The sequence below is a fragment of the Synechocystis sp. IPPAS B-1465 genome (assembly GCF_003015225.1).
In the GTDB taxonomy this organism is placed as follows: Bacteria; Cyanobacteriota; Cyanobacteriia; order Cyanobacteriales; family Microcystaceae; genus Synechocystis.
In genome coordinates, this window is the sequence record NZ_CP028094.1 from 687,346 (window position 1) to 712,808 (window position 25,463).

Here is a 25,463-nt window from a genome sequence, read left to right on the forward strand (position 1 = left end):
ATTCGGGGTTGGGTGTGTTGACAAGGCATGGAGAAATATTTCCGCTTATTCCACTTTGAATTTACCGGCGGCGGTTTGCAGATCCACAGCGGTTTTGGCCAGGGATTGCAGGGACTGGGACACCAGTTGGGATTTGTCCGACGTGGCTTTGGCGACGCTGGCTACGTTTTGTACAGTTTCCGTCACCATTTGAGATGCTAACCGTTGGGATTCCGTGTTGCGGGAGATGGAATCCAGTACAGTGTCAATTTCCTCACTAATCTGGGCCAGATTTTGCAGGGTTTCCTTGGTTTTTTGTACCAATTGGGTACCGGTGACTACCTCGTTGGTGCTTTCCTCCATCAGTTGGCTCATCTGGGAGGTTTCCTCTTGAATACTGAGAATTACCTGCTCAATTTCCTGGGCGGAGAGGGTTACCATTTCCGCCAATCGTCGTACCTCGTCCGCAACGATCCGGAAACCCTGACCGTTTTCCCCCGCCCTAGCCGCTTCGATGGAGGCGTTAAAGGCCAATAAGTTGGTTTTTTCGGAAATACCGGAGATAATTCCGACGATTTTGGAAATTTCCAAGGAAGATTCCGCCAATCGCTTCGACTTTTTGGAAATTTCTGCCACCCGGCCCCGTACTTTATAAATACTTTCCACCGTTTCGTCCATGGTGTTTTGCCCCTGTTGGGCCGCTTCGTTGCCCTGTTTGGCGATCGCCGCCGCCGTTTGGGCACTTATAGCTACGGACTCAATGGATTGGGCCATTTCTGCTACGGAAGCAGTGGCGAATTCCAGGGCCCGGGCTTGTTCCAGAGCATTGTCAGACAAACTGGTGATTTCTTGGCTATCTTCCTGGGCTTGGCCGCTCACCTCCGTTGCCGTATCCACCACCTGTTTAACCAGTTTTCTCAACCCCGCCAAAGTGGCATTGAACGCATCGGCGATCGCCCCTACGGCCCCAGCTTCCACGGAACTACGTACCGTCAAATCCCCCCGGGAAGATTCTTCAATGTCCGTCAACAACCGCACCACCCCGTCTTGGAGTTCTTCTTTTAGTTGCCGTTGTTTCTCGGCCTCCTGTTGCCGCTCTAGGGACGTTTCCTGTAAAGAACGGGTAGAAGCTTCCACCTGTTCCGCCATGGCGTTGAAGGTGACAGCCAATTGTCCCACCTCGTCTTTGGATTCCACTTCCGCCCGCACACCGGTTTCCCCTTCTCCTAACTTTTGGGCAGTGGTCTGCAAATTTTTCAGCGGCTTGGTCAAGGTTTTACCTAACCAATAGGCAATAATCGCCGCCACCAACAGAGCCACTGCCCCCACACCAATTTGCAGCAGAAGAGTTCTTTCTAGGAGGTCATTAAATTCAACTTCAGAGGTGCCCCGAACAAGCAAAGCGAGGGGTTGGCCTTGAATGTCTTTGATCACTTTAATGGCCACCGTTAAAGGCTCCCCTTCCACGGTAGTTCTCCCCACTAAGGGCATGTCTGGATTTTCTTGGGCCTTTTTCAGTAACTCTAAATCTGGAAAAGCAACATTCTCATAGACTTTGGTATTCTGACCGCTGCCAGTTTTTAGGTTGGAGGTAGCTAGTTGAATTTCCCCATTCGGGTCTATGTAATAAACCGCACTGTAGCCCCCATCAAAGTTGTCCACTGTGTTTTTCACAATGGCGTCTTTGCCATTAACAATGTCTCCAGCAATTAAGGTACCAATATTCTTTTTGGATTGGGGATCTTGCACCGGGGTGACAGTGTAGCGAATGAGGGCATTTTCCTGCTCTAAGTTGTCGATGCCTGGGGGTAGTTCCTTTTCCAGTTCTTCTTTGCTGACAATAGTACTAAATTTAATTTGTCCCGGATAACCCATCCGCAGAGTCACAAGGTTGCTGGGGTCAAATATTTGTCCGTTCCGTTGGGCATTGGCACTGGCAATAATCCTTTGGTCTTGACCCACCAGGGTGGCGTATTCGATATCCCTCGATGCGGTCTCATTTTTTAAAATGTCCCGTACCTGGGCCGCCAAAGGAGCAGGAATAGGTTGCCTTTCGCTGTAGAGTCGAGCCGCTTGAATAATAGCCAGGTTATCGGATTGACCCCGAAAACCAAAACTCATCTGGTCAATTTTGATGTTGTAGTTGCCCTCGGTGACCACCAACTCCGCCAGAGTCTGGTTTTTCAGTTGGAATCTACCCGAAGAAATGGCAATCATCATCCCGGTGCCCACCACTGCAACCACAGTTATGGCACTGGAAACCAACAAAGCGGTGAATTGCTTGGTGGCAATGGGCAAGTTAGCCCAGCGTTTTTGCAATGTTAGGTTAGACCGCTCTTCGTCCAGGGCTAAATCATCGGTGGCGGCGGCGTATTTTAAGGTCCCAGTCCAAGCCATGGCCGGGGTAATGCGATTGGGATCCGCTAGTTGGGCCTCAATGCCGGCGATCGCCTGGTCACAGGTGGCATGGAAAATCCCCTCCTCATCGTTAATTTTTAAATCTTCGTAGGCTTGGAGAGCATCGGTTAAAAATCCCCCCGCTTCTAGGGCACTGGCGAAACTTATTTGGGCCACCAGATCGTCGGGCCTCTCTTGCACCGTCTCCTGGAGCATAAGAATCTCTGGCGGATAGACCTGCTTCTTCTCTTCCTCAGTCAGGGGTTGGGGAATAGCGGGGATTTCCTCCACCGCTGGTAAATTAGGCTGAATTTCCGCTAAAGCCTTACTGATGGTTTCGCCATAAATGCCGTCACTGTCCAACTCCTGGGCTTGACGATAGTATTGGGCCGCTTCCTCCCAAAAACCCTCTTGCTGGAGAGCACCGGCCAGGACGATCTGGGCAAATAGATCATCCGGGGCAGCCATGGCTGCTGCTTGCAGTTCCAGAATCTCTTGGGAAAATTGGGGTTTAGTGGGGGTGCTAACCATGGCGATTAAAAGTAATTAAAAAACAATTGGGCAATGGGTCGGAACAGTTTCAGGATTAACGATGAAAATTAAGACTCTGTTAAGGTGAAAAAGTAAGGATTAAGACCAAGATTAAGTTGAGCAAAAACTTTGGGGAGGCCCGATAACTATTTCTCCAATGGGTGAAGCGGTTTAATGGAACCCCCACCCTGGAGCCAGGCAAAAATTCGATCCACATCCAAAATCAGAATGGTTTCCCCGTCTTTGTTGCCTTCTCCCAATAAAAAGGGCTCCCGCAGTGGCTTAATTTCCTCTGTACTAAAGCTAACAATGCCCTTCAATCCTTCGGCGATCGCCGCCACCTGGGCAGATTCTCCCACCAGTACCACTGCTTTAGTATTGCTCAAGGTACGGTAATTGAGGGGGTTAGCCGTAGCCGGGGACAATAGGCGGGGCAAATCCATCACCCAAAGCAGATTTCCCCGTTGATTGCTCACCCCCAATAACTCCGGTCTTACCCCAGGAATGAGACAAAGGGAACTGAGGGGAAAGGACAACACCTCCCGGGTTTTAGCTAAAGGAATAGCCACCGTCAGGGGCAGACCCAAATCAATCCAAAAATAGTCCTCTACCATAACCTCATCACCGTAGTCAGCATTGGCAAGTTCTAGGAAATATAGGGCTTAACGGTTTTCATCAACTCAATGGGGCTATAGGGCTTAATCAAATAAGCATTACCCCCCTGGCGCAGGGCCCAAAAACGGTCGTAATCCTCATTTTTGGTGGAACAGAAGACAATGGGCACATCTTCTAGGGCCAATTCTCCCCGAATTTTGCGACATAGGTCATAACCACTAATATCCGGCATAACGATGTCCAGCATAATTAGGTCAGGCACCGTATTTTTGTTTAACCATTCCAGGGCTTCATCGGCATTGTTACAAATGACAGCCTCTGTGCCCATGGACTTTAAAAGCCCCTGAACCAATAACTGGTCAGACTTGGTATCTTCCACAACTAAAACAGTTTTCACTGGTATCCCCCTGGGCAATTGCTAACGATGATAATCATAGGATAGAAGAAGCAAATCAGTAATTAAAACTAACTTATACAAACAACTATCAGTAGTAATTAAGTAATTAAACAGCTGCGGAGATAAAGCTCTGCACTGTTTCCACTAATTCCTGGGGCTGGAACGGTTTGCAAATGTAGCCAACGGAGCCGTGCATTTTTGCTTTTACCCGGTCTAAAACTCCACTGCGGCCGGTCAACATGACAATGGGAATATGCTTGAGGGCTTCGGATTTATTGCAAATACTGCACAGTTGATAGCCGTCGATGTCGGGCATATTGATGTCCATTAAAATCAGGGCCGGTTTGGCGTGCATCAAAGTAGTTAGGGCACTAGAGGCTTGTTTGATGTTGATCACCTTAAAACCCGTGGCTTCGAGGGCAAAGCTCACCACCCGTTGAATGGAAGGACTGTCATCCACACAGGCAATGACCGGGCGGTTATCCTCCTGCTCCGGTTCGTAGGGTCCCATGGTGATGAGACCTAGGCCCACTAGGGTTTTGAGAATAATGGCCACACTAAGGCTACTGGTGTGCAGAGACTCGGCAATTTCATACACACACATTTCCTGGGCGATTAATTCCGGCAATTTTTGGTAGCGGTTCAGCAAGTCACTGGTGATGTGTTCGAGCTTACATAGCCCAGGCAAGATGGTATCCACATTCTCGGCGATCGCCCGTTGGAAAGGGGAGTTGATGACAGTACAAATTTTGAGCCAATGTTTGATTTCCTGGGCGGCAGGTTGCATTAACTGCTTGAAGTCCAGATAGAGCAGTAAACGATCTAGCCCCACCGTTTCCTCGAAAGTGCAAACCGGCTGGGACAGGGAAAGAATTTGGATCAAAGCTTCCTGGGTTAACTTGGCCAGAATGGAGCGGATTTCCTGAAAAGAAAACTGCTGGGAATCCCACAACTCACAGAGGTACTGATAATCGCTGGTGATGGGCTGCTCAAGGCGAAGTCTTTTAGTGGGAGTGTAGCGTTGGAACAGATAGTTCAGCCTTTCCGATTGCCCTTGGTCACTTCCGGCATAGTGAATGCGTCCGTTGCCCAGATAGATCCGCCATTGGATGCGGGGATTGCCCTTGCTATGAACGATCAATTTGCCAGAGCTCTCTTTGGCAATGAGGTTCTGTAAAACCTGGTACAAGTTAGGGCTTTCACTGGCGGAGGGGGGAGAAGCTTCCATAGCGTTCGGGGGAGATGGCAGGGGGTAGGCCAACCCTAGTGTGGTCTGATTCGTGGCCGGGGAAGAAGACAGGGGAGATTGCATGGGACAACAATGGCGGTTGAACAAATAAAGTCCATCTAAGGTGAGAGCGAAACCTGTCAATAATTATTAGCCCTAAAGTTAACTATTTTCTTAATCTTAAGTTAACTATAGTTGATCACTTTGCTATGGGAACAATGCAAATTAATGAGTAGAGTTTAACCCCATACTATTTCTAAAATCAAGCACCATTTCATCCCTTATCCCATTTCTTCAACGATCAGCCATGACTAATCGTTTTTGCTCTTCAATCTATGGGAAATCTATCCCTTGGGAAGTATCTATTGTTACATTTGCCATGATCAAATTCCCTTTTTTGATATAGGTTCAACTCTTTTTAGTTAAGTATCCCTAATTACTTAAGTAGGAGGAAAATCCCGAGTCGTCCCTCAAAAAGCTTTACTCTCAGACTGATTTTCGGTCTAATGTTCTTATTATTAAAATAACATTTAAGGTCATTAGCTCTTAATTTTGGAAGTATTCCTATGGCCGGTGATGGAGATGGCAGGATTTTCTGCGGGCCCTGCTTAAGGGTAAGAAAAAACTGTTTGCTCCGTTTAATGAGTTCAAAATAACCGCCAACCCAATAAACTAAATGAGGATTCAATGGTTATTTTGAGTACCAAAAGTCTTTAGTCTAGGCTTCATTGGCCAACAATTCCCGGAAGCGAATTTCGTCTCGATGGGGGTCGGCATTACTAACCTTTAGGCTTAGGCGATCGCCGGGGGAAATGGGACGGTCAAAGCGATGGGGCAATTCAAGACCTAGTTCTTCAAGAAGAATTAAACCCAAGCCATCATCCTCCCGCAACCAACGGAGCATCACCCCCTGCCACACCTCATTAATATTGCGCCGCAGAAACTCCAAGCTCCAGTAACGGTTAGTTTGCCGTTCCACCAACGTAGCTTCCTTGGAAGAGGGCATAACGCTGTATAGAATTTCTTGTACCTGCTCCCCAGAGAAAGGCAACGGCTCCCCCCGTAGGTAGGCCTTCATTTGAAAATGGGTAATCAGATCAGTGTAACGACGGATAGGGGAGGTGGCCTGGGAATACAAATCCAGCCCCAAACTAGCATGGCGACTGGGGGTAATGCCCACTTCACTACGGGGCATACAACGGCGTACCGCACATTCCCGCACAGGGCCCGGCGGTAAAGACAACAACTCTTCATCGGAGGGTAACTCCGGCTGGGGTTGGCCCCGGAAGGGGACTGGGATGCCATGCTCTTGGCAAAAACGCCCCGCCACCTCCCCGGCCAAGATCATCATTTCCGCCACCAGTTGACGAGAAACGGAGGTTTCCTGGAGATAAATTTGCACTTCCTCGTCGGCATTAACTTTAATAATGGCTTCGGGCATTTTGATGGTGATAGCCCCCTGGGATTTACGCCATTGGGCCCGTTTTTTGGCTGCTTCGGCTAGGAGGGGCAATTCCGGTTCCCCTTGAATTTTCAGCACCAACATCTCATCCACATCTTCGTAGGTGAGGCGATAGGTAGGCTTAACCCAACTAGGGGCAATGGTAAAATCCCTCACTGCCCCCACCTCATCCAAAGTCACTCCAAAACTTAAGGCCACACATCTTTGCCCCTGGAGTAAACTCATCGGCCCCGTGGCCAACTCCGGCGGAAACATGGAAATCATGCCCGTGGGCAGGTAAAGACTGGTACTGCGTTTACGGGCTTCTAAATCCAGTTCATCGTTGGGACTCAACAACCGGGTGGGGTCGGCCACATGGATCCAAAGCCGATGGCCGCCGTCCGCCAAGGTTTCCACACTCAGACCGTCGTCAATTTCCGAAGTGCTTTCATCATCGATGGTGTAGGTCTTTAGGGTGGTCAGATCGAAGCGTTCTTGGTCGGGGTCGGGGGGAGGATTGGTTAGGTAAGCATGGGCCACATCGGATACCTTGGCGGGGAATTGGTTGGGGTAAGCACTACGACGCAAAAAGAGATTTTCATGGCGTTGCCAGATGCCTAATTCTATCAGGAGGTTTTGGGTTTCGTCGGTACGGCCAGGTTTACCAAGGGTTTGGAGAATATCCAAAGCCTGGCGATGATTTTGTTCAGGGAAAAGGATAAATTTTTCCAACGCTTCCAACCGTAGGCGATCGCTCCCTTCCCAGGTAACTTTTTCCCCGGCCAGGGCTTGATTTACCCGGTCAATGAAACCCTGTTGCTCCTGTTCTTTTTGGGCTTGCACCCGCATTTGATGTTTAATTTCTTCGATTTGACTACTAGGGCGGGGTTCGTAATGATTGCCTTTTTGTTTGAAATAGAGTTTATCTTCTGCTAGCAGGGCATGGGCAGCATAGCATTGACTAGGACTTTGCTCAGAAAATAGCAATAGGGCCAAATCCGCCGGGGTGATGCTTTCCCCCTCTTCAATCAATAGTTCCCAGGCCACCTCCAAACTAGAGGGGTCGAGATACTGGTCCACTTCCCCTAAAAAACTAGGCAGATCATCGACGGTGTAGGGACCGCCGGGAATTTCATACTCCACCCGCTGGGGCTTCAGTTTATGGCTTTGGCCCTGTTGATCAATAACCACCCAATCTTTTTTGCCGTCCGGGCGATCGACCACCGCCAACCGCCGTTCTCCTTGATGCCGGAATTCAATTAGTTGTCCTTTTTCCACCGGAATGCCTTTGCTCTGTCACAATTACTCTCCCGTTATTTTGGCACAGGGGTTACTCCCCCTTGGGTTTTTGGCTGCCTAATTACTTTGATAATCAGGTTCATTGCCGGGTTTCCATTTAATGTTGCAACCAATGCTGGGCTTTTGTTCCGTCGGCACAGGACTGCCGGCCAGCACTAGATCCATGGCCTGTCTCAGGTCCACTCCGGTAACGGGCAAACCATTGCTAGGGCGACTGTCATCTAACTGGCCCCGGTAGGCCAATTTCCCCTGGGCATCAAACAAAAAGAAGTCGGGGGTGCAGGCTGCTCGGTAGGCCTTGGCGATCGCCTGGGTTTCGTCGTACAGTACCGGGAAGCAATAGTCCCAATCCTGGGCCATTTTTTTCAGGCCTGGGGGAGCGTCATCGGGGTATTTTTCTATATCGTTAGCGCTGATGGCCACCATGGCTAAACCAGAGTTTTGGTAATCCTTCCCCAACTGACTTAACTGGGCCTGGATGTGTTTGACAAAGGGACAATGACAACAGATGAACATTACCAATAGCCCTTTTTCTCCCATGGCTTCCCCTAGGGTGAGGGGCTGTTCCGCAGTCACGTCCCAAAGGGAAAAGTCCGGTGCTTGGGTACCAAGGGCAAGCATGGTGGAGGGAGTTAAAACCATAGTTAGAGCAGTTCGTTACATTTTGTTAATCAAAGACCCAAGCTATCATGGGGGTTGGAGTTTTTCCCCTCTGCTGGAATTTTTTTAGTTTAAAACGTCCATGAGTCATCGTCCCCGTTCCGATCGCCATAGTTTCTCCAGCCCTAGCCGCTTTTGGCACCGTTTGGGGATGGGTTTACTGGTAGCTGGCACCCTAGCCCTACCGGTATCTACCCTGGCCCAGGAAGGGGGAGAAGGGGCCCAACCCAAGGCCAGTCCCAGTCCCATCCAATCCCCTAACTCCAGCAATGGAGAAGCCACACCCCGCTCCTTTTTTAACTCTGGCTCCCCCCGGTCTGCTGAACCGAAAATGAACTATGGGCAGTTGATCGATGCCATTAAAGCTAATCAAGTGGCCAAAGTGGAAGTGGACACTAACCGCCGCCAGGCGATCGTTACCCTCAAGGATGCTCCCCCAGGGTCCAAGCCCCAAACCGTGCAGTTACTAGACAATAATCCAGAGTTGCTCAACCTCCTGCGGAGCCGTTCCGAAACCATCGATTTAGACATCAACCGCACCCCGGATAATTCGGCCCTGTATGGTCTACTAACCAATTTGCTGGTGGTGGCTATTCTGATCGGTTTGGTGGTGATGGTGGTGCGACGTTCTGCCAATGCGTCGGGTCAGGCCATGAGTTTTGGCAAATCCAAGGCCCGGTTCCAAATGGAAGCAAAAACCGGTGTCGGCTTTGACGATGTGGCCGGCATTGACGAAGCGAAGGAAGAATTGCAGGAAGTGGTAACTTTCCTCAAGCAACCGGAAAAATTTACCGCCATCGGCGCAAAAATTCCCCGGGGTGTTCTACTCATCGGCCCTCCCGGTACGGGCAAAACCTTATTAGCTAAGGCGATCGCCGGGGAGGCGGGGGTGCCATTTTTCAGCATTTCCGGTTCAGAATTTGTGGAAATGTTTGTCGGGGTGGGGGCTTCCCGGGTCAGGGATTTATTCAAAAAAGCTAAGGAAAATGCCCCCTGCCTAGTATTTATCGATGAAATTGATGCGGTGGGTCGACAACGGGGTGTGGGCTATGGCGGCGGCAACGATGAACGGGAACAAACCCTCAACCAATTGTTGACGGAAATGGATGGCTTTGAGGGCAACAGCGGCATCATTGTCATTGCGGCCACCAACCGCCCCGATGTGCTGGATTTGGCCCTTTTGCGGCCAGGACGGTTCGATCGCCAGGTGACGGTGGATTACCCCGATGTCCAGGGCCGGGAATTAATTTTGGCAATCCACGCCCAAAACAAAAAATTGCACGAAGAGGTGCAGTTAGCGGCGATCGCCAGGAGAACTCCCGGATTTACGGGGGCAGATTTGGCCAACGTGTTAAATGAAGCGGCCATTTTCACCGCTCGGCGGCGCAAGGAGGCCATCACCATGGCGGAAGTGAATGATGCCATTGACCGGGTGGTGGCGGGGATGGAAGGTACACCCCTAGTGGATAGTAAAAGTAAACGCTTAATTGCTTACCATGAAGTGGGCCACGCCTTGATTGGCACCCTCTGTCCTGGCCACGATCCGGTGGAAAAAGTTACCCTCATTCCCCGGGGCCAAGCCCAAGGTTTGACCTGGTTCACCCCTGATGAAGACCAAAGCCTCATGACCCGCAACCAAATGATTGCCCGCATTGCAGGATTGTTGGGGGGGAGGGTGGCCGAAGAAGTTATTTTTGGCGACGACGAGGTGACCACCGGAGCCGGTAACGACATTGAAAAAATCACCTACCTAGCCCGACAAATGGTGACGAAACTGGGCATGTCTTCCCTGGGTCTAGTGGCCTTGGAAGAGGAAGGCGATCGTAACTTTAGCGGCGGAGATTGGGGCAAGCGTTCCGAATATTCCGAAGACATTGCCGCCCGCATTGACCGGGAAATCCAAGCCATTGTCACCGCTGCCCACCAACGGGCCACCCGCATTATTGAAGAAAATCGTAATTTAATGGATTTACTAGTCGATGCGCTCATCGATCAAGAAACCATTGAAGGGGAGCATTTTCGGCAACTGGTGGAAAGTTATCAACAATCTCAAAAACAGCCTGCTCTAGCCGGTAAGTAGCCCCCTATCTGTGCAATGTCCGATCCTCGTACAATCTATTTTCAACCCAGAAAACCGGAAAACTCCCCCAAGGGCGGTAAATTTTGGGGTGTATTACTATGGCTTAGTTTGCTCAGTATGATGCCGGTGCAGGGTTGTGCCCCTGCTGACCAAGGTTTATCCCCGGAAGGGCAAAACTCCCCTGCCATTGCCACCCCGTCTTCTTCCCCTAGTTCTTTAATTTCCCAATCCCCCATGCTTCCCCAGGCGATCGCCGACAAAATTATTGCTGACCTTGCTCAACGTACCGGCGAACCGGCCAGTGCGTTTGCAGTCCAGTCCTCAGAAAACAAAACCTGGCCCGATAGTTGCCTCGGCTTGGCCCAGGAAGGGCAAATGTGTGCCCAGGTGATGACCCCAGGCTGGCAAGTGACGGTGCAATCGGGGCAAAAAAATTGGGTTTACCGCACTAACCAAAATGGCCGCACTATTTTATTGGAATCCTAGCTCCCAGCAGGGATTTTCTTTAACTCGGTCAACACTAATGATTTAACAAACCGGGGCTTAGGTCCCAAATAGTTGCGGAGATTTTTGGCGATCTACAGCAATGCTCCCAGCATCTGTCTTGGGCAGGACTTTTCCATAGGTTGCATGGAATTTAATCAATGGTAAGTGATTATACTCACAATTATTCCAGTGATTTTTGATATTTATTCTGAACAGATAATGCTAACTTAATAGTTGAGAATTATTTGCAGTTTTGGGAAAACCATGACGTTATTGGATTTATCGGTGGGTCAGTTGGCTTTTGTGGAGAAAATTTTACTAGGAAACCACGGTCAGGGGTTAGTTAATCGCCTAGAAGCAATGGGAATAATTCCTGATAAACCAATTCAATTGCTCCGCAAGGCTGGTTTGGGGGGACCACTCCACCTCCGCATTGGTAGCACCACCGAAGTGGCCATGCGCCGTAGTGAAGCCCAATTGGTGCAGATTACCTTAGGAGAGTAGGGCGGAGATGGTGAGTCATTGCCAAAGGGGGTCAGTCCAGTCCAGTCGTCCAGATGTGAAAAAAAGGGTTGCTTTTATTGGGCAGCCCAATACAGGTAAATCCACTTTCTTCAACCGGATCACCAAAGCCAATGCGGCGATCGCCAACTGGCCGGGGTTGACAGTGGACTTATTCCGGGCGGTGGTGCCGTTACAGGGGGAACTAATCGAGTTTGTTGATCTGCCGGGCATCTATGACCTCAATGGCTTTTCCGAAGATGAACGGGTGGTGCAACGTTTCCTTGCTAACTATGCCGTCAATTTAGTGGTGGTGGTGGTGAACGCTGCCCAAATTGACCGACAAATTCGTCTGCTCCTCCAGGTACAAACCCTAGGCATTCCGGCGATCACCCTCTTAAACCTGGCCGACGAAGCTAAGCGCTACGGAGTGCAAATTGACGTGGCTGCTCTCCAGGAACGGCTTGGTCTGCCGCTCTATCCCATCAGTGCAAAATACGGAACGGGTTGTAGTCGGGCCATGGATGCCATTGGTCGGGCGGTGAAGGATCAACCAGAAGCCTACCAAATCCCCAATCTGGTTAATGTTCTTTCCGATCACCCCGTGGCGATCGCCGACATGGAAACGGCCCTGGCCGGTGTGGTGCAGATGCCATCCCCCAATGCTCGTACCCTCACCAATGTCATTGACGGGGTGATGCTTCATCCCGTTTTTGGCCTACCCATCTTTTTCGCTTCTATGTTTGGGGTATTTTGGGTAATTTGGCATGTGGGTTTGCCCAGCGCCGATCCCGTAGATGCGGTAACGGGTTGGGTGCAAAGCAATATTTTAGAGCCGTTATTTTCCCCCCTACCCACCATCCTGCAAGGACTGCTGTTGGACGGTATTTGGACTGGGTTTGCCGCCCTACTTTCCTTTGTCCCCTTGGTGGCGATCTTTTTCATTGTCATGGGAATCCTAGAGGGCAGTGGCTATCTTTCCCGGGCCGCGTATCTGATGGATGCCCTCATGGGGCGACTGGGGCTAGATGGACGGAGCTTTGTGCTGCAAATGATGGGTTTTGGCTGCAATGTCCCGGCCATTATGGGCACTAGGGTCATGCGTAGCCGGGGAATGCGACTTTTATCTATGTTAGTCATTCCCTTTTCTCTCTGCTCTGCCCGCCTGCAAGTATTTGTTTTTATCCTGGCGGCTGTTATGCCCGGCACCCAAGGGGCGATCGCTCTGTTTTTACTGTACTTAATGAGCTTTGTGGCTGCCTTCACCGTGGCCGCCATTCTAAGTCGTTTTCATTACTTCCAAGCCCGGGACCCCTTCGTATTAGAATTACCCCCCTATCGTTTGCCCACCTTTAAGCAGGTATTTTTGCGAGTGTGGGGAGAAATGCGGGAGTTTGTTGCCCGTTTATCGATGTTTATGGTGATTGGTAGTAGCCTCATTTGGTTTTTAACCAGCTTCCCCCAAGGTAGTACGGGTTTAGAAACCTTTGCGGGACGCATTGGCAGTGTTTTCCAACCATTAATGAATCCCTTGGGCATCAATCCCTTTTTAACGATTTCTTTGATTTTTGGTTTTGTCGCCAAAGAAGTTCAAATAGCAGCCCTAACTGTTATTTATGGTCTCAACAACTCCGAAGCCGTCTCTGACCAAATCCACAGTACAGTAACCTTTGCCCAGGGTTTTAGCTACTGTTTATTTAGTTTGATCTATATTCCTTGCCTTACTACCCTTGGGGCGATTTGGGGTGAAAGTAAATCCCTTGCCTACACTGCTATTTCTGTGGCTACTCCCCTGGTAACGGCCTGGCTATTTAGCTTTATTTTCTACCAAAGCTTTTCCTGGCTTGGTTGGTGAAATTAATCATTAATTCACCCCCTGGGCACTCAAATGACGAGTTTTGTTTGGCAGTTTTCAGTTTAGTAAAGATGCAGGAAAACCTTTGATAAATGGAAGTGTCAACGCTTCAAACTAAGCTTACTTCCGTATCATAATAGTAGTTTTTGCTTGGACAACCGGAGGGGGAGAGACCACTACATTTCCCCCGGTTTTACGTAACGGTTTGATGACCCAGTTGAAAACCCTTGACAGCTCTTCAAGGCATAGCCACCCAATACGGAGGTTTTTTACTTGAGCTTTTGCCCACCTTGGATGGCTTGGGGAGCTTTACTCGGCCTATTCTACAGGCTATTTAACCAACCAATGACGCCGTGCCCTGTGACCACTTCCATAATAAGGAGGGAGGCAAAACCAATCATGGCGAAACGACCATTCATTTTTTCGGCGTATTTAGTCCAACCCGCTTGTACGGAAGAGTCGACGTAAACCTCTGGTTCGATGGCAAAGTTGTTGAGACGGTTGTCCTGATCCAAGCGGAAGCCACGGGTGGTCATAATTGGATTACTCCTAGTAAAAGTCTATGTTAACTATTGTAACACTTTTTTAAGGAATGTAACAATGTCCCCTTCTTCCCATGGCACCGCAGTCCAACAGGCGATCGCCGATCAACTGTTGGAAATGATTCTCCAGTCCCAGGATTTACATAATGCTTATCGACTGGTGGTGGAAGGATTACAGCGGGGTTTGGGGGTAGACCGGGTGTTGTTGGTGCAAAATGCAGTGTTCCCGAACCGTCAATCCCGCCTTGTGGCCCAGGCCATCGCTCCGGCCAGGGATATTATGCTTTTGGATGAACCCTGTGCCGATTGTCGTTGGCTCCATCTGCTGGGGCAGCTTCCCCACTACGGGCTGTGGACAGTGTGGGAGGGGGAAGGTGAATTTGTCCAACTAGATCCGGTCCAGGGGGAATTTTGTCGAACTTTGGGGATTAAAAGTCTATTGCATTTGCCCTTGGTGATTAACCAGCGTCATTGGGGAGTTCTCAGTCTCCAATATCTCCACCAAGCCCGGCCCTGGCCCCTGGAGGATCAACAATTTGCCCAGCGCATTGCCCATCTATTCTGTTTGGGTTTGATGAAAACGGAGCTTTGGATTCATTGTCAGAACCATAAAAATGCGTTGCAGACTGTGGTGGCCGAGGGCCAGGTCCAAAGGGAAACCTACCTTAAATCCGCCCAACGGGAACGGGCCATTGCTGATGTTATCGATAAAATTCGCTTTGCCCTTGATCTACGCTCCCTCTTTCAAACTACGGTGACGGAGGTGCGGAAATTGTTGGTAGCAGACCGGGTAATGATTATTAAAGTTAGGCAGAATAAAAATTTTTCCTGGGGGGAAATTCAGGCGGAAGCCCAAACGGACGACAAGCTATGCCTCTTGCCTCCAAAGGAAAGAGTGCCTTTGTCATCGCGATGGATTGATCATTTTGCCAAGGGATTGATTTTAGCCATGGATGACACCGACGATCAAAGGGCGGATTTCGATCAATCAATGTTGGCACTAGCCAAGGCTAATTTGGTGGTGCCCCTCTTTTCTGGCGATCGCCTCTGGGGGGTATTGTCGGTGCATCAGTGTGATGGGCCCCGGGTGTGGGAAAGTTCGGACATCGAGTTTGCCCTCAAAATTGCCCTCAACTTAGGGGTGGCGTTACAACAGGCAGAATTATTGACCGAGTCCCAACGGCGATCGACCGCTCTCCAAAGTGCCCTGGGGGAAGTGGAAGCCCAAAAGGATTATCTCGCCCGCATTGCGGAGGAAGAACGGGCCCTCACTAGGGTGATTGAAGGCATTCGCCAAACGTTGGAGTTACAGAATATTTTTCGGGCCACCAGTGATGAGGTGCGTCATTTGCTCAGTTGTGACCGGGTGTTGGTCTATCGCTTTAATCCGGACTGGAGCGGGGAATTTATCCATGAGTCGGTGGCCCAAATGTGGGAACCACTGAAAGACTTGCAAAATAATTTCCCCCTCTGGCAAGACACCTATCTCCAGGAAAATGAGGGGGGTCGTTACCGCAACCATGAGAGTTTGGCGGTGGGGGACGTGGAAACAGCCGGTTTTACCGATTGCCATTTGGACAATTTGCGCCGGTTTGAAATTCGTGCCTTTTTAACTGTGCCAGTGTTTGTGGGGGAACAACTCTGGGGCCTGTTGGGGGCCTATCAAAATGGGGCTCCCCGCCATTGGCAAGCGAGGGAAATCCATTTGCTCCATCAAATTGCCAATCAGTTGGGCGTAGCAGTGTACCAAGCCCAGTTGCTGGCCCGCTTCCAAGAGCAGTCTAAAACCATGGAAAATACTCTGGCTGATCTGACGGCGATCGTTGATAACCTGGCCGATGGTCTATTGGTGATTGATCTATTTGGTCGCATTACCCGCTACAATCCGGCCCTGTTGGCCATGTTTGATCTGGAGGGCCTAGAACTATTGGGCGCGGGGGTGGATGCCTATTTCCCCGAGACTTTGAATCAGTTGTTAGCTAAACCGGAAAGGGAAGAGCAAAAACTGGTCACCGCTGATGTGGAATTAAGTCAGGGCCGCCAAGGACAAGCTTTGATCACTAGCATTACTTCCCATGAAAATGGCTGCGAATATCCCCAATGCCTGGGGGCGGTGATTATGATCCGGGATGTGACCCACGAGCGGGAAGTGGAGCGGATGAAAACGGATTTCTTGGCCACGGTGTCCCATGAATTACGTACTCCCCTCACTTCTATTTTGGGTTTTGCCACGGTAATTCAGGATAAATTAAACCGAGTGATTATCCCGGAGTTGGATTTGGCCCAGCCCCACCTTGGCAAGGCTACGGAACGGGTGATGCGGAATTTGGCCATCATTGAGTCGGAGGCCCAGCGCCTAACTGTTTTGATCAATGATGTGCTAGATATTGCCAAAATGGAAGCAGGACAGGAATCCTGGCAGGAACAACCCTGTGCCATTGGCCCCATTATTGAACGGGCGATCGCCACCATTACTCCCCAGGCTCAGAAGAAAAATATTAGTTTGCAAGGGGATTTGGAACCGGGTTTGCCTGATTTTATCGGAGACGAAAACCGGATTTTGCAGGTGGTGCTTAATTTACTCTCCAATGCGGTCAAATTCACCCCTAAGGGTTTAATCACTGCCCGTAGCCACTTTCACCAAAATTATCTCTGGGTAGAAATTATTGACCATGGCCCCGGTATCCATCCAGCGGACCAGGAGAAAATTTTCGAGCCGTTCCAACAGGGAGGGGGAGATGTGCTCACTGATAAACCCCAGGGTACGGGGTTAGGATTGCCCATTTGCAAAAAAATTGTTGAACACCACGGCGGTACCATTGGCGTTAATAGTAGTCTGGGTCGGGGTAGTACTTTCTATTTTTCCTTGCCTGTCCCAGTTCCTGCGGTGGAAACTTCCCCTGCTGTCTGAAGTGGTAATCAGGTTATTTTTCCTTTGGTGCCCCTGGCCAACAACGGCGATCGCCTACGTTTAAGGTATGGTTGATCATGGTAGTCTAGCGAAGCCCGGCCTTCTTCCAGCCCGCATTACCTATGCAAGATTTTGGCGCAGTGTTCCACAACCAAGTGCTTTTGATTTCCCTGGCGGCCTGCTTCCTGGCCCAGGGCATCAAGGCGATCGTGGAAATTTTCCGCAACGGTAAAATCAATCTCCGTTCCCTCGTTTCCACCGGAGGAATGCCTAGTGCCCATTCTGCCTTAGTGGGGGCCTTGGCCACCGGGGTCGGTTTGCAAAAAGGCTGGGGCAGTAATGAATTTGCCATTGCTTGTTTATTTGCCGTCATTGTTATGTACGATGCGGCAGGAGTGAGACAGGCTGCCGGTAAACAGGCCCGTATCCTCAATCAGTTAATTGATGAACTTTTCCAGGAAGATCAAAGCTTGACGGAAGAACGGCTCAAAGAACTGCTGGGCCACACTCCAGTGCAGGTTTTTGCTGGTTTAGCATTGGGCATTGCCATCGCTTTCTTTGCCGTGCCAGCCCAGTGAACGGGAAATTAGGAGAGTAAATGAATGGAAATTGTCCTTTTCCTAGCCACTATTTTAATTATTGGTTTAGTACTAAGATGGTTTTTTAACGTAACAGCGGCAACCCTAAAAAATGGGGCTATTATCGCTATTATTTTGGTGGTGCTTTACGTCGGTTTTAAAATTACTCCCGCTGAAGTGTGGGAACAGGTGCAACAAATTTTCCAGGGCAAACGTTAAAACTTAAATTGTTCGATCTAGGATGCTGTTGATAAAATTTTGCTTCACCGTCTTTATTTGAAAAGGTTGACAGTATTTTTAAAACCATTCTGGGCATCTGTTTAAAAAGCTTTATTTTGCTTCCTAAATCGACCTACTAAAGCTCTGGCAATACTGGGGGACGTTGCCTCTGTTTCCCCCCAAATTTGGGGGGTCAGGGGGGCTTTTAAGACAATTTCTAAGGTTTTCCACTGGTTGATGAATCACATTTTTTCTCCTTTAGCTAACACTCCGTTAAGAAAAATATCTGCTAAACCTTCCGCCATTTCTTGCAAAGCCTGGGGGGAAGCGTGGGGGTCAATCACCGTTTGTTCGGAAAAACCAGCCACCGCAAACATACCCAAAAAAACCTGGGCGACAATTTTGGGATTCATTCGCCGGTAAATGCCTCGGTCCATGGCGGTTTGGAAAAAGGCTTCCGCCACATCGGTCATTTTGTCGATAATTTCCGACTGGATTTTTTCCCGTAGCTCCGGGTGATATTGGGCTTCCACAAAGCACACTTGCAATAGATATTTGTTTTCCCGCAAATGGAACATCCGCCGTTTCATCACCTGGGCGATCGCCTTGTAACTGCCCATCTCGCTTAATTCAGTCAATAAATCGGTGAGAATTTCCACCCAGCCGGCGGTGGCCACTTCCACCAAAATGGCCTTCTTATTGGTGAAATAACGGAATAGCGTTCCTTCGGCCACGTTGGCTGCCTGGGCCAAATCCTTTGTGGTAGTACCTTCGTAACCCTTAGTGCCAAATAATTTCAAAGCTCCCTTCAAAATGCGATCATGGGTGGAAGCTTCGGCCGGATTGGTAAAGGTCGATGGGGCGATTGAATACTTGTTGCTCTGCACGGACTTTACCTCTAAATTCACCGAGCTATTACTGTTATTGTGCGGGAAAAATCCCGATCGCCTCACTGGTCAACAGAAATCTTCATAATTCCGAGCTTTTTCCATGAAACGTCCCACCCTCTACTGTGCAATTACCGGCCATGGTTTTGGCCATGCGGTGCGGACTGCTTGCATTGCCCGCCGGGTCCAGGAACTTTGCCCTGATGCGTTGATAATCATGGCTACCCGTAGCCCCCGTTGGTTGCTGGAGTGTTATTTGGAAAAACCCTTTATTCACCGCCCAGTGGCTTTTGATGTTGGCGTGGTACAGGCAGATAGTTTACAGATGGATGAAAAGGCGACCCTGCAAGCTTTACAGGATATTTACAAGCGGGAAAATGCCCTGGTGGCCACGGAGTCTAACTATTTACGGAACAATCGGGTGGATCTAGTGCTGGCGGACATTCCGGCCCTGGCAGTGGCGATCGCCCATCGAGCAAATATTCCCTGTTGGATGAGTAGTAATTTCGGTTGGAATTTTATCTATCGAGATTTTAGTGATCAATTTGGGGTAGTGATTGAGAAAATTGAACGGGATTATCGCCAATGTGATTTATTATTCCGGTTGCCCTTATCGGAACCGATGGAAATTTTCCCCTATCAAATCCAAGCTGGCTTACTGGGGGGCGGTCCTCAATATGGGGAGCAGAGTTTAAGAAATACCTTTGCCATTAAAACTGCTAAGGAAAAAACTATTTTGCTCACCTTTGGGGGTTTAGGTTTAGAGGCTATTCCCTACCAAGTATTAACTCAATTTCCCGACCATCAATTTATTACCTTTGACATCCAAGCTCCTAAGTTAGATAACCTGACCATTATCAATGATAAAACCTATCGCCCGGTGGATTTAATGCCCCTTTGCGGACGGGTATTTTCCAAGCCTGGTTTTGGTACCTTTGCTGAAGCGTTAAAGTTAGAAGTCCCGATTATTTCCCTCACCAGGGATGGTTTTGCGGAAGCGCAAGTTTTACTGGCAGGTTTGCAGAACTACGGAGAGCACCAAATTGTGCCCCACCAGCAATTTTTCGCCGGCAACTGGGATTTTTTGTTGGAAAGCCCCCAAAAACCTAGGTTGGATCAGAAGTTAGACAAACATGGCGATCGCCAGATAGCAGAAAAAATCGTCGCCCAAATTAGTTGATTTTGTCCCCCAACTCGGAAAAAGTCAGGGGATTTTGGTAAACCATAAACCTGGGGTTAACCTCTGGGAAGCCGTTCATGGTTGTTCATGCCGTATGCTTTTACGATCTAAATGCTATCTGACACCTCCGTTGACTTAATAAAACTTAATCCAAATAATTTGACTTAGTGGTTCTTTTCAGGCATTCTCTCAGCATTAGAAGGCTGAGTATGGGTTTTAATGCTGTTTATCCTTACAAGTTAAGTGATAAATGTGCATTAAGGATTCCCATTGCAGTCTAATTACTGGTTAGCTGCAAATAAAAAATGAAAAAACCAGATATTGATGTGTATTGCAATGTAATGGAAGAAATCAAGCGACGAACAGGCGTTATCGATTTTTTTCTATCTGGTAATGGTCACGCTTTATGTGAACCTACAACACTGGAATCAATTGCGCTGCAAATCAGGAAAATCCTAGAGCTAATAGCTATGGCGTCACTTGTAGCAAACGAAAAAGAATACAAAAAGGTATATTCCAATTTTGCCAGCGCATGGAATGCAGAATATTTACTAAAAGACTTAGGCAGAATTAATCCTGATTTTTACCCTAAACCAGTCGTAGAGAAACTTTCTGATGACCCTAAAGTAAAAAATCGCCTAGCAGATCGTGACGAAGACTATCTAACCAAAAATGAATTTATAAAAGTTTACAAGAAATGTGGCGCAATCATGCATGCGAGCAATCCGATGGGTCGCAAAATAGGCTATGAATACTACAAAAAGAACATTCCAGAATGGAGACAGAAGATAATAAACCTCCTAAACAACCACCAAATTAAGTTATTTAATCACTCTGGCTTTTATCTAATTCATATGAAAGAAGATCGTGATGATAAGGTACATTTTTATGAATTCGACCTTGTGCAAACCACAAGCAGCTAACAAAACGCTCGTTCGAGCGCAAACTACAATGCGCTTCGTTTGCGCTGCACAGCTTCAACGTTCGGCGGGCTTGCTTGCCAGCACTCTTTTCATTAAAATAGTATAGCAGTCTGTATTATCGGCATTCAACTCTGATGGATAATCTAACCGACTTTGCATTCAAGCTCGGGAAGGTCGTTTACAAAGTTATTCGCGATGTCGAGGCATCAAAAGATGATTCGACCAAGCTCATCCAAGACCTTGGCGGCTTAAGCGGTGAAAAGATACTACTTCAGAAAATCGCCAAGTTTTGGAATCAGCAAGACCGCTGGGATAGACCCGATGGCCTCGTCATAGTAACTAGTCACAGACTTGTCTTTTTAGCTAAAATGAAGACGGTCGCATCAACAACAGATTATCTCAGCTTTCCATTGGGGTTGATTGACGAACTTGAAGCTACCACTGTATCTTGGGTCAGTCCAGCAATTGCATTTCACGTTAATTCGACGAAGTATATGTTCACATTCTTTGCCGGATCGGATGAAGTCGTTGATGCGATCCGATCGGCCAAGGTAACACTAGAATCAATATCCATTAATTCGCATTCAGATCCCTCAAGCACTGGGCGAGATATTCCTGTGCAACTCCTACCCGACATGATTCGATTTCTATGCCCAGATTGTGAGGCTTCAGTCAGAGTTAGGCGTAAACAAGCAGGAAGGCTAGGAAAATGCCCCGAATGCGGTGGTGTTTCACGGATCCCAATCGATGGAAGATAGAATGCCTTAGTCAACTTAAAGACATCCCAGATTGTTAGAAAGTCTAACCACCCAATGAGAACTAGGCGAAGGTTTTGTCAAGTCCTGAAGATGCCGTTCACCAGATCTATCTCATCATTGCTGCCGAACAAGCCCCTTGAGTGGACAGTCCGCCACCGGTCTTTTGCATTACAATTTTAGGGTTACCACCTGCCCCTAGGGCCAGCGTTAGCATTCAGAAAATCCACGAGAGGTGCGTCGCCCAATACAAATTCATCCTTTAATACACATTCAAAGCATGAATACTATTGATTTTGAAAGAGTGATCAGAGCACTTATCAAAAGTGGATTTCTCTTTTCAGCTGCCGACTTCAATGAGCGCAGGCGTGCAGCTGATAAAGTAGCTACATCTGGATTGATTGAAAAGACAAATTTTTGGTGCAACGTTGCAATAAAAGGTGCGATACCTGTTATCGAATCATCTTTCGACGTAGACATCCCTTCAAATCAGTTCCGATTCAAGCCTTCTATGCAGGATTTCAATGTTAAAGAAGATGAATTGAGTGCAATGCTCTTAAAACTTGGGATGAATATGGATGCGGTTGCATTTCGATATGCTTACTCCCAGCCAGTATTCGTAGGTGTGAAGTTTGCAGCATCTCTTTCGCCCGAAGCTCGAAGATCTCTTTTTGAGTCGTTTGATCGTCAGATGCTTAACTGTCTCTCCCTTACTTCTTCAATGAAAGCAGGTTTTGGAAGCGTAAAGATGTCAGTAACTGGATTCGTTTTATGGATATTTACGAATCAAAGCGGAGCAAATAATTTCAGCTCTGTGGAAAAGGAAAGCTTGAGAAAGATGCATTTTTGGGAGAAGGTTAATTCACTGTCCTGGGTCGTCGATCTTGAAACGAACTCAATAGCTAAACACAAAGGGCTGCCAATCATTCTTGATTCAGTCTTTAATGTAAAGGCATTTGAGGATTCTCTGAAGCTTGACGAATACTAACAACCGAGCTGCACCGGAACGCCATAAGCTGTTTGGTTGGGTTACAAAGGTTATCTGCGTCTGGTGAGCTTAGTCGTTAGGCCCCATACAAAATTTAAGACCTACCCACCAGAACTTCTTTGTCACCAGATTCTTACTGTAAGCGCCTCCGTGCTTTTGCAATCGTCCATGGCGATCGCCAGCAACGTTATGGTCGCCAGATAGCAGAAAAAATTGTTGCCCAAATTGGCTAATGATATTAGTTGATAAAAACTGATAGCCGTTGCTGTAAATCACAATTGAGCCAGGAAAAATAAGTGGGATAAACTGGAAACCTTGGTTGCAATAAATAGCCATTTTCTTCTAGCAATTGACTTAGTTGATTCACCGATTGGTGATGATAATCAGGGTTAACTTCATCAATGGGTACAATGCCACCTAAATCCCTAACTCCAGCAGCTAAACAAGCTAGTAGATCACTGAAATTTGGCACTAAATTAGGCGGTATTTGTAGGGTAATTTCTGCGGGTAATATTGCCCTTGCTAAGGTAATAACTTGCACCAATTTTTGTGGGCTGTAGGCGGAAATATTATCTGTTTGTTTTTGCCCAGGGCTATGGGGTTGCAAAATCACCTCTTGAATGTGGCCGTATTCTTGTTGAACATTGGCGATCGCCATTAAACTCTCTTCCACTTCCTGGTCAGTTTCCCCAATGCCCAGTAATAAGCCAGTGGTGAAAGGAATACCCAATTCCCCTGCTAATCGTAATTGTTCTAACCTGAGCTGGGGTTCTTTACTGGGGGCTTGACGATGCACTGTGGTTAATAGTCGGGGAGAAACCTGTTCCAGCATCAACCCCAGGGAAAAATTCACTTCCTTTAAACGAGCTATTTCTGATCGACTTAAAGGCCCCGCATTGGTGTGGGGATAAAATCCCAAATCTAGGGCGATTTTGCCTAGGTTATAAATAAGTTCAAACCAAGCTTTTCGGCGGGAAGATTGGGGATGCACTTCCCCCGCCAGAATTAAAATTTCCCTTATCCCCCGCCCTGCCAAACTTTCCAGTCGCTGTTTAGCAACGCTTTCGGTTAACCATTGGTCTTTTCTTGGCTCCTGCCGGAAATTGCAGTAACTACAACGGTTAAAACACTCGTAGGTGGGAACCAGAGTATAGGCGGGACTGTAAGTGATAGACAACACACTTCAACTCAAAAAAGACTTTAACCGAGCCAACGCCATGGGAGGAATGGCATGACCCATGGGAAATTCTTGATATTCCACTGAGGCCCCAATGCTTTCCAGTTCAGCCTTGGCCTGTTGAGCCATCCGCAGTGGTACTACCGGATCTTCGGTGCCATGGATTAACAAGATAGGGGCGATCGCCTGGGGTTGGGATTCCGGCTGGAAATGGAGATAGCCGCTCAGGGAAAAAATTTTAGCCAGGGGCAATGTTAAGCCCACATCCAGAGCCATGGCTCCCCCCTGGGAAAAGCCTCCCAGTATAGTTCTGGCCAGGGGAATGCCCGTTTCCTCTGCTAAACCCAATAAATAGGCTCGTAAACCCTGTCTTGCTTGGGCCAAACCTTCAAAATTTTGACTTTCGAGGTCATACCAAGCCCGGCCCTGGGGAATTTGGGGATGGGTAAAGGGGGCATTAACAAAGCGCCACTGATAATTAGGTAAGTCCAACATGGGAGCCAGGTCTGACAAATCCCGAGCATCAGCCCCCCAACCATGGAGCATCACGAGTAAATAACTAGAATCCGTTGGTGTAACTGCTGGGTCTGGGTAGGCGATCGCCGAAAAATGTAGAGCCATGGCAGGGCAATGCTAACGATTTAACTGGGTGAGGCTGGCGGACTGGTAATAATGGGACAAAATTTGTTGGTAGGGGGTACCTTTTTGGGCTAGACCGTAGGCTCCCCACTGACTTAGGCCAATGCCATGGCCAGAACCACGGCCTGTAATGGTGAAATTATCGCCATTTCTCGACACAGTGAACAGAGTGCTCCGGAGTTTTAATGCCTGACGAATGGCATTGCCAGTTAAAGTTTTGCGCCCCCCGGTGCCATTGACTTGAATGGAAGCAATGCGACCCCTGGGAGTAACTTTGAGAGGGGTTAAACCGGTAACAGTGCCAATGCCCCCAATGTGTCGGCTCAAATCACGGTTACTGAAGGTTTGGTTCCAGCTAAACACCGGCGAACTTTGGTCATAATCCACCACTCCCCGTAGATAGGGCAGGGGCGACATCCATACGTCTTCAACATTTTCCGTATGGCCCCCAGAGGCGGCATGGAACGCAGCCAAAATCACCTTGCCGTTGTAGGTCATTACCTGGCCCGCCGTGGCTTCTACTGCTTCCACCGTGCTGACATATTCGTTATTCATCCCCTTATAAACCTGGGTGGCCGTGGTGGTGTCCAGGTCGTAGTAACGGTTACTGTCCTTGCTAGTTTGATAGATGGCGTAGGTGCGGGCGGCTACAGCTTGGGCTTTTAGGGCTTCCAGGGGCCAGGAGGGAATGGCTTCGGAACCTACCACACTGTATAAATACTCTTCAATATCCACTAGATTAACCGCGCTGACCCCATTGCCTTGGCGGATTAGACGCACCTTGCCCCGATACCAACGATCGCCGATCCAAATGCGGCCGTCTCCACTAGGTTCAATGGTGATTTGGGAAGCCTGCATACCAGCCAGGTTAATGTTGCGACCGGAGGCAGTGGCGTTGGCGGGGACAAGGGAATCTAAGCGGCCAATGGTGGCTCCCCCGGCATTTTTCACCAAGGCTGGGGTGGAACTGCCCACTCCGACATTACTAACACCCTTACTGATGGCAACCCGTAATTCCATCGCCTGGGCGGATAAAGTCCAAGCCAGGGAAATAATTAAACCGAAAAAACTAGATTTACCAATTAGTTGTAACCAGGGGAGGAGAACCCGTAAGTTTGTCGGCAGGGAACCCCCTGTTTTGGTCGTAAATTCCATGACAAATTTCCTCACAGCACAATCTACCGGTCAATCCTAA

General features: G+C 48.6%; 22 protein-coding genes. 11 read left to right on the forward strand and 11 right to left on the reverse strand.

Going from position 1 to position 25,463, the window contains the following annotated elements:
• Window positions 1–45: 45 nt before the first annotated feature.
• From C7I86_RS03235 to C7I86_RS03260, 6 genes are all read right to left on the reverse strand, one after another.
• The gene (locus tag C7I86_RS03235) at window positions 46–2,907 is read right to left on the reverse strand and encodes a HAMP domain-containing methyl-accepting chemotaxis protein (RefSeq protein ID WP_010871828.1); all 2,862 of its coding nucleotides are present in this window, start codon (window positions 2,905–2,907) and stop codon (window positions 46–48) included.
• Window positions 2,908–3,053: 146 nt separating this feature from the next.
• Complete coding sequence (locus C7I86_RS03240) at window positions 3,054–3,521, reverse strand: CheW domain-containing protein (protein WP_010871829.1); 468 nt, start codon at window positions 3,519–3,521, stop codon at window positions 3,054–3,056.
• 32 nt (window positions 3,522–3,553) lie between these two features.
• The gene (locus C7I86_RS03245; RefSeq protein WP_010871830.1) at window positions 3,554–3,919 is read right to left on the reverse strand and encodes a PleD family two-component system response regulator; all 366 of its coding nucleotides are present in this window, start codon (window positions 3,917–3,919) and stop codon (window positions 3,554–3,556) included.
• 106 nt (window positions 3,920–4,025) lie between these two features.
• Window positions 4,026–5,147 (reverse strand): response regulator, encoded by a 1,122-nt coding sequence (locus C7I86_RS03250; RefSeq protein ID WP_020861489.1) that lies wholly within the window; start codon window positions 5,145–5,147, stop codon window positions 4,026–4,028.
• 718 nt (window positions 5,148–5,865) lie between these two features.
• Window positions 5,866–7,866, reverse strand: coding sequence for a ribonuclease catalytic domain-containing protein (locus tag C7I86_RS03255; protein WP_010871832.1), 2,001 nt, complete (start codon window positions 7,864–7,866; stop codon window positions 5,866–5,868).
• A 78-nt stretch (window positions 7,867–7,944) separates the two neighbouring features.
• Window positions 7,945–8,529, reverse strand: a complete 585-nt coding sequence (locus C7I86_RS03260) for a thioredoxin family protein (protein ID WP_010871833.1) — start codon at window positions 8,527–8,529, stop codon at window positions 7,945–7,947.
• A 100-nt stretch (window positions 8,530–8,629) separates the two neighbouring features.
• On the opposite strand from C7I86_RS03260, the gene ftsH1 reads away from it, so the two are divergent.
• The 4 genes from ftsH1 to feoB all read left to right on the forward strand — a co-directional run bounded on the left by ftsH1 (window position 8,630) and on the right by feoB (window position 13,469).
• Window positions 8,630–10,627, forward strand: coding sequence for an ATP-dependent zinc metalloprotease FtsH1 (ftsH1, locus tag C7I86_RS03265; protein WP_010871834.1), 1,998 nt, complete (start codon window positions 8,630–8,632; stop codon window positions 10,625–10,627).
• A 15-nt stretch (window positions 10,628–10,642) separates the two neighbouring features.
• Entirely contained in the window at window positions 10,643–11,113 is a 471-nt protein-coding gene (locus C7I86_RS03270; protein WP_010871835.1) for a hypothetical protein, read from the forward strand.
• Window positions 11,114–11,377: 264 nt separating this feature from the next.
• A complete protein-coding gene (locus C7I86_RS03275) occupies window positions 11,378–11,617 on the forward strand; it encodes a ferrous iron transport protein A (protein WP_010871836.1) in 240 nt (79 codons plus the stop codon).
• 7 nt (window positions 11,618–11,624) lie between these two features.
• The gene (gene feoB, locus C7I86_RS03280) at window positions 11,625–13,469 is read left to right on the forward strand and encodes a ferrous iron transport protein B (protein ID WP_010871837.1); all 1,845 of its coding nucleotides are present in this window, start codon (window positions 11,625–11,627) and stop codon (window positions 13,467–13,469) included.
• A 323-nt stretch (window positions 13,470–13,792) separates the two neighbouring features.
• Here feoB and C7I86_RS03285 read toward each other — a convergent pair whose 3' ends face one another.
• On the reverse strand, window positions 13,793–14,005 hold the full coding sequence (locus C7I86_RS03285) for a chlorophyll a/b-binding protein (RefSeq protein WP_010871838.1): 213 nt from the start codon (window positions 14,003–14,005) through the stop codon (window positions 13,793–13,795).
• A gap of 64 nt (window positions 14,006–14,069) precedes the next feature.
• Between C7I86_RS03285 and C7I86_RS03290 the strand changes: the two genes are divergently transcribed.
• From C7I86_RS03290 to C7I86_RS03300, 3 genes are all read left to right on the forward strand, one after another.
• Complete coding sequence (locus C7I86_RS03290; protein WP_020861492.1) at window positions 14,070–16,922, forward strand: GAF domain-containing protein; 2,853 nt, start codon at window positions 14,070–14,072, stop codon at window positions 16,920–16,922.
• A 122-nt stretch (window positions 16,923–17,044) separates the two neighbouring features.
• On the forward strand, window positions 17,045–17,500 hold the full coding sequence (locus C7I86_RS03295; RefSeq protein WP_010871840.1) for a divergent PAP2 family protein: 456 nt from the start codon (window positions 17,045–17,047) through the stop codon (window positions 17,498–17,500).
• 24 nt (window positions 17,501–17,524) lie between these two features.
• Window positions 17,525–17,719 carry a hypothetical protein gene (locus tag C7I86_RS03300; protein WP_020861493.1) on the forward strand — a complete coding sequence of 65 codons (195 nt, stop codon included), beginning with the start codon at window positions 17,525–17,527 and terminating at the stop codon, window positions 17,717–17,719.
• A 242-nt stretch (window positions 17,720–17,961) separates the two neighbouring features.
• Here the strand turns inward: C7I86_RS03300 and C7I86_RS03305 are convergent, their stop codons facing one another.
• Window positions 17,962–18,672 (reverse strand): TetR/AcrR family transcriptional regulator, encoded by a 711-nt coding sequence (locus tag C7I86_RS03305; RefSeq protein ID WP_010871841.1) that lies wholly within the window; start codon window positions 18,670–18,672, stop codon window positions 17,962–17,964.
• 37 nt (window positions 18,673–18,709) lie between these two features.
• Here C7I86_RS03305 and C7I86_RS03310 point away from each other — a divergent pair, with 37 nt between their 5' ends.
• The 4 genes from C7I86_RS03310 to C7I86_RS03325 all read left to right on the forward strand — a co-directional run bounded on the left by C7I86_RS03310 (window position 18,710) and on the right by C7I86_RS03325 (window position 22,452).
• Window positions 18,710–19,786, forward strand: a complete 1,077-nt coding sequence (locus C7I86_RS03310) for a hypothetical protein (RefSeq protein WP_010871842.1) — start codon at window positions 18,710–18,712, stop codon at window positions 19,784–19,786.
• Between the two features lie 305 nt (window positions 19,787–20,091).
• The gene (locus tag C7I86_RS03315) at window positions 20,092–20,709 is read left to right on the forward strand and encodes a hypothetical protein (RefSeq protein ID WP_010871843.1); all 618 of its coding nucleotides are present in this window, start codon (window positions 20,092–20,094) and stop codon (window positions 20,707–20,709) included.
• A gap of 134 nt (window positions 20,710–20,843) precedes the next feature.
• Complete coding sequence (locus C7I86_RS03320; RefSeq protein ID WP_010871844.1) at window positions 20,844–21,467, forward strand: hypothetical protein; 624 nt, start codon at window positions 20,844–20,846, stop codon at window positions 21,465–21,467.
• 277 nt (window positions 21,468–21,744) lie between these two features.
• A complete protein-coding gene (locus C7I86_RS03325) occupies window positions 21,745–22,452 on the forward strand; it encodes a hypothetical protein (protein WP_020861495.1) in 708 nt (235 codons plus the stop codon).
• 238 nt (window positions 22,453–22,690) lie between these two features.
• Here C7I86_RS03325 and cofG read toward each other — a convergent pair whose 3' ends face one another.
• The 3 genes from cofG to C7I86_RS03340 are packed head-to-tail and all read right to left on the reverse strand — an operon-like array spanning window position 22,691 to window position 25,423.
• Window positions 22,691–23,632 carry a 7,8-didemethyl-8-hydroxy-5-deazariboflavin synthase subunit CofG gene (gene cofG, locus C7I86_RS03330; RefSeq protein WP_010871846.1) on the reverse strand — a complete coding sequence of 314 codons (942 nt, stop codon included), beginning with the start codon at window positions 23,630–23,632 and terminating at the stop codon, window positions 22,691–22,693.
• A gap of 3 nt (window positions 23,633–23,635) precedes the next feature.
• Window positions 23,636–24,250, reverse strand: a complete 615-nt coding sequence (locus C7I86_RS03335) for an alpha/beta hydrolase (RefSeq protein WP_010871847.1) — start codon at window positions 24,248–24,250, stop codon at window positions 23,636–23,638.
• Between the two features lie 12 nt (window positions 24,251–24,262).
• A complete protein-coding gene (locus tag C7I86_RS03340; RefSeq protein ID WP_020861496.1) occupies window positions 24,263–25,423 on the reverse strand; it encodes a SpoIID/LytB domain-containing protein in 1,161 nt (386 codons plus the stop codon).
• Window positions 25,424–25,463: the final 40 nt, after the last annotated feature.